The sequence below is a fragment of the Streptomyces sp. 13-12-16 genome (genome assembly GCF_002114215.1).
GTDB lineage: Bacteria > Actinomycetota > Actinomycetes > Streptomycetales > Streptomycetaceae > Streptomyces.
In genome coordinates, this window is sequence record NZ_NCTE01000088.1 from 1 (window position 1) to 9,781 (window position 9,781).

Consider the following 9,781-nt stretch of genomic DNA (forward strand, 5'->3'; position numbering starts at 1 on the left):
ACGGCGCCGGCCGCCGCGGCGGCGATCATGCCGTCGCTGCCGGTCTCGGCCAGGTGCGGCGGGTTGCCGGGCACCTCCGACTCCTCGGCCGGGGGCTTCTCGACCTCGTGGGCGGGAGGCAGCTTGACGTGGGTGGGCGGAGGCGTCTCCTTCTCGGGCTCCTCCTCCTCGCCGTAGCCGCCGTAATCGCCGTAGTTGCCGCAGCTGTTGCCGTAGGAGTCGTTGAACAGCGCGATCAGGGAGGCGCTGTTGTCGCACACGTTCATCGGAACATGGACCGGCACGCGGACCTCGTTCCCGTTCAGCACTCCGTAGGAGTCCTCGGTGCCGTAGCCCGCGTCATCACCGTAGTGGCCGGTGGAGTCGCGGTGCGAGGTCCCGGACGACCGGTCCTCGGCCCGGTGCGAGGTGTTGCCGCAGGAGTTGTCGTGCGTCTCGTTGAACGCCGCGACACCGTAGAGCGCGTTGTGGCACATGTTCACCGGCGCTGTGACCGGTACCTCGGCCTTGTTTCCGCTCAGCCACTTGGAGGAGCGCTTGTCGCTGTCGGCCACGTTCTTGTCGTCGTGGTCGGCGGAGTCGTGCTGCGCGGCCCCGGACGACCGGTCCTCGGCCCGGTGCGAGGTGTTGCCGCAGGAGTTGTCGTGCGTCTCGTTGAACGCCGCGACGGCACCGAGAGCGTTGTGGCACATGTTCACCGGCACTGTGGCCGGCGCCTTGGCCTTGTTCTCGGCCAGCACGTTCGAGAGGCCCTCGGCGGCGCCCACGTCGAACGAGTCGGCGACGGCGGGGGTGCCGTACAGGGACAGAATGCCCGTGGCGGCAGCCGCCGCGAACACTCCCCTGGTCATGGTCTGTCGCAATGTGGTCATCTTCCTGCTTGCAGTACTGGGAAAGCCGGCCGTGACACGGAGATCGACACCCCAAGACCGGCCTGGACATGGCCGGAAGGCTCCGTAAGAGCTCCCGTCCATGCCCTGCCCTACTGCTTCATCAACCCGACACGTGGGAATCGGTTGCGCAGTTTCACCCGGTTGGCCCGCTCTGCACCCGGAAGAGACCCCCAGCTATGACACCACGTCCTTGCGGACGAACCCGCGGAACGCCAGCGCGAACAGCACCAGCGCGTACGTCACGGACACCGACGCGCCCTGGATCATGCCGGACCACTCCGGGGTCGGCTGGACGGCGTCCGCCCAGGCGAACTGCCAGTGCGCGGGCAGGAAGTGACGCCAGTCGCCGAGGGCGGTGACGGCGTCCAGGACGTTGCCGACGATGGTCAGGCCGACCGCGCCGCCGACCGCGCCCAGCGGGGCGTCGGTGCGGGTGGACAGCCAGAACGCGAGCCCGGCGGTGACGAGCTGCGACACGAACAGGTACGCCACGACCACCACGAGCCGCTGCGCCGCCGTGCCGGGGCCGAGCGCGCCGCCGGTGGGGATCTGCAGCGGGCCCCAGCCGTAGGCGGCCGTGCCGACGACGAGCGCCACCACCGGCAGCAGCACCATCGCGGCCAGGCTCAGCCCCAGTCCGACGATCAGCTTGGACCACAGCAGCCGCATCCGGGGCACCGGCGCGGCGAGCAGATAGCGCAGGGAGGACCAGTCGGCCTCCGAGGCGACCGTGTCCCCGCAGAACAGGGCGACGGGGATGACCAGCAGGAAGCCCGCCGACACGAACAGGTTCACGGCGGCGAAGTTGGCGCCGGAGGCGGTGGCCGTGTCCATCAGGTTCACCCGGCCGCCCGGACGGTCCGGCTCGCCGCCGATCGCGAAGGCGACCACCAGCACGAACGGCAGGACGGCGAGGATCGCGCCCATCACGAGGGTGCGGCGGCGCTTGAGCTGGCGGACCAGCTCGACCCGGAGGGGCAGGGTCCGGCCGGCGCGGTAGCCGGCGGCGACCTCCACGGGCTCGGCGTGCTCCACGGGCTCGGTGAGCGTGCTCATGCGGAACCTCCGATCAGGGTGAGGAAGGCGTCTTCGAGGCGGCGGTGCGGGCCCACCGACGCCACGGGCACCTCCAGCCGGACCAGTTCGGCGACCAGGCGCGGGGCGGTGCCGTCGGCGTCGAGCCGGACCAGCAGCCCCCCGTCGGTGCGGACGGCCGAGGCGACGCCCGGCAGCGCGGCGATCTTCTCGGTGACCGGCTCGTCCACGGGCTCCTCCGTCCCGACGAGCAGGGTGTCGCCGGAGCCGACGATCTCCTGCACCGGACCGGCCTGGACGAGCTGCCCGCGGTCCATCACCACGAGGTGGGTGCAGGACTGCTCCACCTCCGACAGCAGATGGCTGGAGACGATCACCGTGCGTCCGGCGGCCGCGTAGCGGATCATCACCTCGCGCATCTCGCGGATCTGCGGCGGGTCGAGTCCGTTGGTCGGTTCGTCGAGGATGAGCAGGTCCGGAAGGCCGAGCATGGCCTGGGCGATGGCGAGGCGCTGGCGCATGCCCTGGGAGTAGGTGCGCACCGCGCGGGCGAGCGCGTCACCGAGCCCGGCGATCTCCAGGGCCTCCTCCAGGTGGGCGTCCTCGGGCGGGCGTCCCGTGGCCCGCCAGTACAGCTCCAGGTTCTCCCGGCCGGACAGGTGCGGCAGGAAGCCCGCGCCCTCGACGAAGGCGCCGACGCGGGAGAGCACGGGGGCGCCGGGGCGGACGGCCTGGCCGAAGACGCGGATCTCGCCGCCGTCGGGCCTGATCAGGCCCATCAGCATGCGCAGGGTGGTCGTCTTGCCCGCGCCGTTGGGCCCGAGGAGGCCGAGCACCTGGCCCTTCTCCACGCGGAAGGAGAGGTCCCGCACGGCGTACCGGTCCGAGGAGCGGGCGTACCGCTTGCTCAGACCGGTGATCCGGAGCGGGACGTCGGCGAGTTCCGGGTCGGGTGCCGGAGCGGTGGTGCGGCGGCGCCCGGTCAGCAGCAGCGCGAGCGCGATCACGGCACCGGCGATCGGCAGCCACACCACCCACGCGGGCAGCGGGGCCGCGGCGGTGGTCACGCCGGGCGCGGTGGGCACCGTGAGGTCGCCCTTCAGGGAGACGGTGTACGTCGCCGGGGCGGCCGGGGAGGCGTAGCCGAGGTCGGTGGAGGCGAGGACGAGGCGCAGCCGGTGGCCCTTTCGGACCTCGTGGTCGACGGCCGGGAGGGTGAGCGTCACGTCCTTGCCGGACCGGGCGTCCTCGACGCGGAACGGGGCGACGAGCTGCGAGGGGAGCACCTGCTGCCGTCCGTCGGGGCCGACGTCGTACACCTTGCCGAAGAGGACGGCGTCGTCGCCGGTCGACTCCACGTGGACGGTGACGGTCGGCGATCCGGTGATCCGCAGGTCGTCGGTGACCGGGGCGGACTCGAAGCGGGCGTACTGGCCCGGGAAGTCCAGGGAGATCCCGACGCCGAGCGAGGAGAGCTGGGCGAGTCCGCCGGTGCCGCCGAGGCCGGGCAGGGAGGAGATGGCGGGCGGGTTGGCGCCGGCCGGGTTGGCGAAGCTCTGTTCGCGTCCGGTGAGGGGGAAGGACCGGCCGCCGTTCGTCAGCCCCAGGTAGGTGTCGGCGCTCGCGCCGTTCAGCACGGCCTCACCGTCGGTGGAGTCGACTCCTCCGGTGCGGGTGACGCGGAAGGCGGGGCCGGTGTCGGCGGCCTTGTCGTCCTTCAGGTACCGGTCGAACCAGGTCCGTACGCGCTGCCGCACGCGGTCCGTCTCCGGGTCGCCGCCGTCGTGGCCGCCCGCGATCCAGTCGACGTCGACCGGGGCGCCGTTGGCGCGGATCGCCTTCGCGGCGGCGTCGGCCTGGCCGAGCGGGAAGAGGGAGTCGGTCTGGCCCTGCAGCAGGAGCGTGGGCACGTCGATGCGGTCGGCGACGGCGGACGGCGAACGCGCCTCGAGCAGTGCGCGCGCCTCGTCGTCCGGGACCCCGGACTCGGCGACCCGCTGGTACATCGCGCACAGCGCGGGCTCGAACCGCTCGCAGCCGCCGCCGGAGTTGACGAAGACGCCCGCCCACAGCTTCTTGAAGACGCCGTTCGGGAAGAGCGCGTCGGCGAGGTCGAAGTAGGTGATCGCCGGGGCGATGGCGTCGACCCGGTCGTCGTACCCGGCGCCGAGCAGCGCGATGGCACCCCCGTACGAGCCGCCCGCCATGCCGACCCGCGGGTCGCCGTCCCCGTCGAGCTCGACCTCGGGCCGCCCGGCCAGCCAGTCGATCAGCCGGGAGACGTCGGCGACCTCGCCCTCGGGGTCGTTCAGCCCGATCTTCCCGGTGGACCCGCCGAAGCCGCGCGCGGACCACGTCAGCACGGCGTACCCGTCGCGCGCGAGGTCCTCGGCCTGCTCCCGCACGTCGTCCTTGCTGCCGCCGAAGCCGTGCCCGAGCAGCACGGCGGGGCGGCGGCCGTCGGGTCCGGCGGTGAAGTACGAGGTGTCGACACGCACCCCGTCGCCCACGCTCATGACCCGGTCGGCGCGGCGGACCGCGGGCGCGTCGTCGGAGGCGACGGCGCTCCACGTACCGGCACCGGCGAGCACGACGACGGCGGCCGCGGCGGCGACGATCCGTCGCGGCCGCCGTGACAGCGGCCGTCGTGACCGCAGCCACCGCGATCCGGGCAGTCGAAGATCCATGCGTCAACCGTACGGGGCGAACCTGTCGGTCGGATGTCGACCGGAGACCGAACCCGGGCACCTCCCGCAGGCGTACGGGAGGGCCGCCGCGTACCGCGTCCGTGGTACGCGGCGGCGCACGACGCCCGTCGTGGCGGTCGCCGTCAGGTGAGCGCTTCGGCCAGCAGCGCGGCGGTCTCGGCGATCAGCGGGTTGTCGGGCGCGGCGTCGGGCTCGCGCTTCGTCGTGAGGACCGCCAGGACGAGGGGCGCGCGCCGCGGGGGCAGGGCGACGCCCACGTCGTGGTTGGTCCCGTACTTCCCGCCGGCGGTCTTCTCCGCGACGGCCCAGTCGGCGGGCAGACCGGCCCGGAGTTTCGCGTCGCCCGTGGTGTTGGCCAGCAGCCAGCCGGTGAGCCGCTCGCGGTCCCCGGGTGCGAGCGCGGTGCCGAGCGTCAGGCGCGCGTAGGTCCGTCCGACGGCGTACGGCGTGGTGGTGTCCGTCTCCCGCCAGGGTTCGGCGGAGTTCAGCTCGGGCTCCCACCGGTCGAGCCGCGTCGTCCGGTCCCCGATCGACCGGCAGAACCGGGTGACCGCGGCCGGCCCTCCCAGCTCCCGGAGCAGGAGGTTCCCGGCGGCGTTGTCGCTGTGGCGGATCGTGGCGTCGCAGAGCTCCGCGACGGTCATGCCCGAGGCGAGGTTCCCGGGCTCGCCGGTGACCGGCGCGTACCCCGAGTCCGTGACGTCCTTCTCGGTGTACCGGATCCGCTCGGCCAGGAACTCCCCGTCGCGGTCGAGGTCGCGCAGCACGGCGGCGACGGCCGGTGTCTTGAAGAGCGAGCACATGGGGAAACGCTCGTCCGCGCGGTACCGCACGGTCCGGCCGGTGGCGGTGTCGCGGGCGTAGACGCCCAGCCGGGCGGAGTGCCGCTGTTCGAGCTCCCTCAGCCGGCGCACGACCGCACCGCCGGTGCCGCCCTCCACGGCATGGACGCTCCCGCTCACGGGCAGGACGGTGGCCAGTGCCGCGCCGGTCCCCCAGGCGAGCACCTTGCGCCGGGACGCGGGCTGCCGTGCGCTGTCCAAGATCATCTCCTCCTCCGGTCAGGGTCTCGGACAGGAGGACCGTTCATCCGGATCGTTTGGTTCCGGGGGAGGTGCCGAGGAGGGCCGGCCGGGACCGTGGAGGTGGGCACGGTCCCGGCCGGGCGGGGTGAGGGGCCGGGCGCCTCAGTGGTTGCGCGGGAAGCCCAGGTCGACGCCGGTGGGGGCGTCGGCCGGGTCGGGCCAGCGGGTGGTGACGACCTTGCCGCGGGTGTAGAAGTGCGTGCCGTCGTTGCCGTAGATGTGGTGGTCGCCGAAGAGGGAGTCCTTCCAGCCGCCGAAGGAGTGGTAGCCCACGGGGACCGGGATCGGGACGTTCACGCCGACCATGCCGGCCTCGACCTCGAGCTGGAAGCGGCGGGCGGCGCCGCCGTCCCGGGTGAAGATCGCGGTGCCGTTGCCGAAGGGCGAGGAGTTGATGAGGTCCAGAGCCTCCTCGTAGGTCTCCGTGCGCAGGACGCACAGGACCGGGCCGAAGATCTCGTCCTGGTAGGCCTTCGCCGTGACCGGCACCTTGTCGAGGAGGGAGATGCCGATCCAGTGGCCGTTCTCGTGGCCGCCCACGGTGTACCCGGTGCCGTCCAGGACGACCTCGGCGCCCTCGTCCGCCGCGCCGGCCACGTAGGAGGCCACCTTGTCGCGGTGGACCTTGGTGATCAGCGGGCCCATCTCGGAGGTGGGGTCGTTGCCGGGGCCGATCTTGATCTTCTCGGCGCGCTCGCGGATCTTCTCCACCAGCGTGTCGCCGATCGCGCCGACGGCGACGACCGCGGAGATCGCCATGCAGCGCTCGCCGGCCGAGCCGTAGGCCGCGGAGACGGCCGCGTCGGCCGCCGCGTCGAGGTCGGCGTCGGGGAGGACCAGCATGTGGTTCTTGGCGCCGCCGAGGGCCTGGACGCGCTTGCCGTTGGCGGAGGCGGTGGTGTGGATGTAGCGGGCGATCGGGGTGGAACCGACGAAGGAGACCGCCTTGACGTCGGGGTGGGCCAGGAGGCGGTCGACGGCCAGCTTGTCGCCGTGCACGACGTTGAACACGCCGTCGGGCAGGCCGGCCTCGGAGAGGAGCTCGGCGAGGCGGACCGAGGCCGACGGGTCCTTCTCGGACGGCTTCAGCACGAACGTGTTGCCGCAGGCGATGGCGAGGGGGAACATCCACATCGGCACCATCGCCGGGAAGTTGAACGGCGTGATGCCGGCGACGACGCCCAGCGGCTGGCGGATGGACGCCACGTCGACGCGGCTGGCGACCTGCGTGGACAGCTCGCCCTTGAGCTGCACGCTGATGCCGCAGGCCAGGTCGACGATCTCCAGGCCGCGCGCCACCTCGCCGAGCGCGTCGGAGTGCACCTTGCCGTGCTCGGCGGTGATCAGCTCGGCGATCTCGTCGCGGTGGGCGTCGAGCAGCGCGCGGAACCGGAAGAGGATGGTGGTGCGGGTGGCGAGCGAGGACTGGCCCCAGCTCAGGTACGCCTCCTTGGCGGCGGCGACGGCGGCGTCGACCTCCTCGACGGAGGCGAACGCGACCTTCGTGGTGACCTCGCCGGTCGCCGGGTCCGTCACCGGGCCGTACGTACCCGAGGCGCCTTCGGCGGTCTTGCCGCCGATCCAGTGGTTGACGATCTTCGTCATGACCGAGAACTCCTTCACAGATGGCGGCGACGGGTGGTGACGTGCCGTTCGTACAGCGCGTGCGCCCCGGCCGCGGGCGGACGCGCCGCGGCCTCGGCCACGGATCCATCCCAACAGGTCCGGGCCGCCGGGCGGGCCCGACACAGTGTCGGCCGTTTCGGTTCCCGCATAGACATGTGGGACTCCGGCAAAACCTCCGGCGCGGGGCCGCGGCGGGCGGGGAGTCGTCGCTCGCACTTCGCTCCTGCCAAAGCGAAGCGGCCTCCCGCGCCGGAGGCGATCGGTGGGGTGGTGCGGGTGGTGCCGGTGGTGGCGGTGGTGCCGGTGGTGGCGTGCCCGGGGACGTGGGGGGCGGTCACGTGACGGCCCCGGCGGCGAGCGCCGCGTCGATCTCGCCGGGGGTGGGCATCGCGGAGGAGCACTCCAGGCGGGAGGCGACGATGGCCCCGGCGGCGTTGGCGTGCCGCATGGTCTTCTCCAGGTCCCAGCCGGCCAGCAGGCCGTGGCAGAGCGAGCCGCCGAAGGCGTCGCCGGCGCCGAGGCCGTTGAGGACGGTCACCGGGAGCGGCGGGACCTCGGCCGACCGGCCGTCGCGGTCCATGGCCAGGACGCCCTTCGGGCCCTGCTTGACCACCGCGATCCCGACCCCGGCGGCGAGCAGGGCGCGGGCGGCGGCGTGCGGTTCGCGTTCCCCGGTGGCGACCTCCACCTCGTCCAGGTTGCCGACGGCGACCGTGGTGTGGCGCAGGGCCTCGCGGTAGAAGGGGCGGGCGGCGTCGGGGTCGGTCCAGAACATGGGGCGCCAGTCGAGGTCGAACACGGTGGTGCCGGACCCGGCGCGGTGGGCGAGGGCGGCGAGGGTGGCGGTGCGGCTGGGTTCCTCGCTCAGCCCGGTGCCGGTGACCCAGAAGACGCCCGCGTCGCGGATGGCGTCCAGGTCGAGTTCGTGGGCGTCGATCTCCAGGTCGGGGGCCTTGGGCCGGCGGTAGAAGTAGAGCGGGAAGTCGTCCGGCGGGAAGACCTCGCAGAAGGTGACCGGGGTGGGCAGGCCGGGGACGGGGGTGACCCAGCGGTCGTCGACGCCGAAGTCGCGCAGCGCCTCGTGGAGGTAGGTACCGAAGGGGTCGTCGCCGGTGCGGGTGATCACGGCGGTACGGCGGCCGAGGCGGGCGGCGGCGACCGCGACGTTGGTCGCCGAGCCGCCGAGGAACTTGCCGAAGGACGTGACCTGCGGCAGCGGCACGCCCGTCTGGAGCGGATAGAGGTCCACCCCGATCCGCCCCATGGTGATCACGTCGTACGCCATCGCGTCCCCTTCGTACGGCTCCACGCCTGTGTGGTCCTCCCCGGTTCTAGCCCCGGGCACGAAGCCCTGTCAATGTTTTGTCCGGACATTCGGACGAGACTTTGCCGGAGCCTGTCCGGATCCGTTGCCGCGAGGTCCGGTCCGGCCGTTGTGGGGGTCGGGCCGGCCGTCGCAGGGTCCGGGCCGGCCGACACGGAATCCGGACCGGCCGACACGCGGGAAGTCAACGCGCCCCGCCGACGGACCGGCGTGCGCCTGTGTGGCATCCCTGTCACAAACACTCCCGCGCTGTAACGGGCGTCACACGTGCGCGGGCCTTCCGTCACACCCGGCGCACAACCCCTGCCCTGCCGCCGACGGGCCTCGTTCACCGGGCACAACCCATGCCCGATCACCAGCGCACGCCCGGCTCCCCCTGACGGCCGCCCCCGGCCGTCGCCGTGGTGCGCGCGGGGAGGTGCCACCATGACCGACCGATCGCTGTGGTCCTACAAGGACATCGCGGCCCACATCAAGGTGCAGCCGGACACCGTCCGCTCGTACCGCAAGCACGGGCTGCTGCCCCCGCCCGACCACGTGGAGGCGGGCAAGCCCTACTGGTACGCCGACACCGTCCGGGCGTGGGTCGCCTCCCGTCCGGGCAACCGGGGCCGCGGGAACGGCTGAGGTCAGCTCCAGGGTTCGATGACGGTCACGCCCGCCCCCGCCCCCGCCCCGCCCATGGCCGCGAGGGCGGGCGGGGCGGCGTCCAGGGCGATGGTGGAGGTCACCAGCAGGTCGGGGCGGAGCACTCCGGCGCCGACCAGTTCCAGCATCGGGGGATAGGTGTGCGCGGCCATGCCGTGACTGCCGAGGAGTTCGAGTTCGAGGGCGATGGCGCGCGCCATGGGGACGGGTGTGGTGCCCGTCGGTGAGGGCAGCAGGCCGACCTGGACGTGGCGACCCCGGCGGCGCAGCCCGTTCACCGAGGCGGCGCAGGTGGCGGGTGCGCCGAGCGCGTCCAGGGAGAGGTGGGCGCCGCCGCCGGTGAGGTCGCGGACCGCCTCGGCCGGGTCCTCCACGGCCGACGCGTCCACGCACCGCGCCGCGCCGAACCTCCGTGCCAGGTCGAGGGCGCCCGGTGACACGTCGACGGCGACGACGCGCGCG

At 73.2% G+C, this 9,781-nt stretch carries 8 protein-coding genes; 1 reads left to right on the top strand and 7 read right to left on the bottom strand.

The window, feature by feature from the left end; translation table 11 throughout:
• From B7767_RS49085 to iolC, 6 genes are all read right to left on the bottom strand, one after another.
• Positions 1 to 872, bottom strand: an 872-nt coding sequence (locus B7767_RS49085) for a chaplin (RefSeq protein WP_306297935.1), incomplete at its 3' end; no start/stop codon positions are given.
• A 195-nt stretch (positions 873 to 1,067) separates the two neighbouring features.
• Positions 1,068 to 1,949 (bottom strand): ABC transporter permease, encoded by an 882-nt coding sequence (locus tag B7767_RS04295; RefSeq protein WP_085570942.1) that lies wholly within the window; start codon positions 1,947 to 1,949, stop codon positions 1,068 to 1,070.
• On the bottom strand, positions 1,946 to 4,615 hold the full coding sequence (locus tag B7767_RS04300; protein ID WP_085570943.1) for an alpha/beta fold hydrolase: 2,670 nt from the start codon (positions 4,613 to 4,615) through the stop codon (positions 1,946 to 1,948). Before B7767_RS04300 ends, B7767_RS04295 begins: the two co-directional genes overlap by 4 nt.
• Before the next feature lie 143 nt (positions 4,616 to 4,758).
• On the bottom strand, positions 4,759 to 5,685 hold the full coding sequence (gene bla, locus B7767_RS04305; RefSeq protein ID WP_085570944.1) for a class A beta-lactamase: 927 nt from the start codon (positions 5,683 to 5,685) through the stop codon (positions 4,759 to 4,761).
• A gap of 138 nt (positions 5,686 to 5,823) precedes the next feature.
• Positions 5,824 to 7,326: a CoA-acylating methylmalonate-semialdehyde dehydrogenase gene (gene mmsA / locus B7767_RS04310; RefSeq protein ID WP_085570945.1), complete on the bottom strand. Its 1,503-nt coding sequence runs from the start codon at positions 7,324 to 7,326 to the stop codon at positions 5,824 to 5,826.
• A gap of 355 nt (positions 7,327 to 7,681) precedes the next feature.
• Positions 7,682 to 8,632: a 5-dehydro-2-deoxygluconokinase gene (iolC, locus tag B7767_RS04315; RefSeq protein WP_085570947.1), complete on the bottom strand. Its 951-nt coding sequence runs from the start codon at positions 8,630 to 8,632 to the stop codon at positions 7,682 to 7,684.
• A gap of 465 nt (positions 8,633 to 9,097) precedes the next feature.
• Between iolC and B7767_RS04320 the strand changes: the two genes are divergently transcribed.
• Positions 9,098 to 9,298: an AlpA family transcriptional regulator gene (locus B7767_RS04320; RefSeq protein WP_073931800.1), complete on the top strand. Its 201-nt coding sequence runs from the start codon at positions 9,098 to 9,100 to the stop codon at positions 9,296 to 9,298.
• Between the two features lie 2 nt (positions 9,299 to 9,300).
• Here B7767_RS04320 and B7767_RS04325 read toward each other — a convergent pair.
• Positions 9,301 to 9,781, bottom strand: a 481-nt coding sequence (locus B7767_RS04325; RefSeq protein WP_256923315.1) for a zinc-binding dehydrogenase, incomplete at its 5' end; no start/stop codon positions are given.

Bases quoted from the DNA above. Each gene is read 5' to 3' on its own strand.
- B7767_RS04295 (WP_085570942.1), bottom strand. From the start codon at position 1,949: ATGAGCACGCTCACCGAGCCCGTGGAGCACGCCGAGCCCGTGGAGGTC.
- B7767_RS04300 (WP_085570943.1), bottom strand. From the start codon at position 4,615: ATGGATCTTCGACTGCCCGGATCGCGGTGGCTGCGGTCACGACGGCCG.
- bla (WP_085570944.1), bottom strand. From the start codon at position 5,685: ATGATCTTGGACAGCGCACGGCAGCCCGCGTCCCGGCGCAAGGTGCTC.
- mmsA (WP_085570945.1), bottom strand. From the start codon at position 7,326: ATGACGAAGATCGTCAACCACTGGATCGGCGGCAAGACCGCCGAAGGC.
- iolC (WP_085570947.1), bottom strand. From the start codon at position 8,632: ATGGCGTACGACGTGATCACCATGGGGCGGATCGGGGTGGACCTCTAT.
- B7767_RS04320 (WP_073931800.1), top strand. From the start codon at position 9,098: ATGACCGACCGATCGCTGTGGTCCTACAAGGACATCGCGGCCCACATC.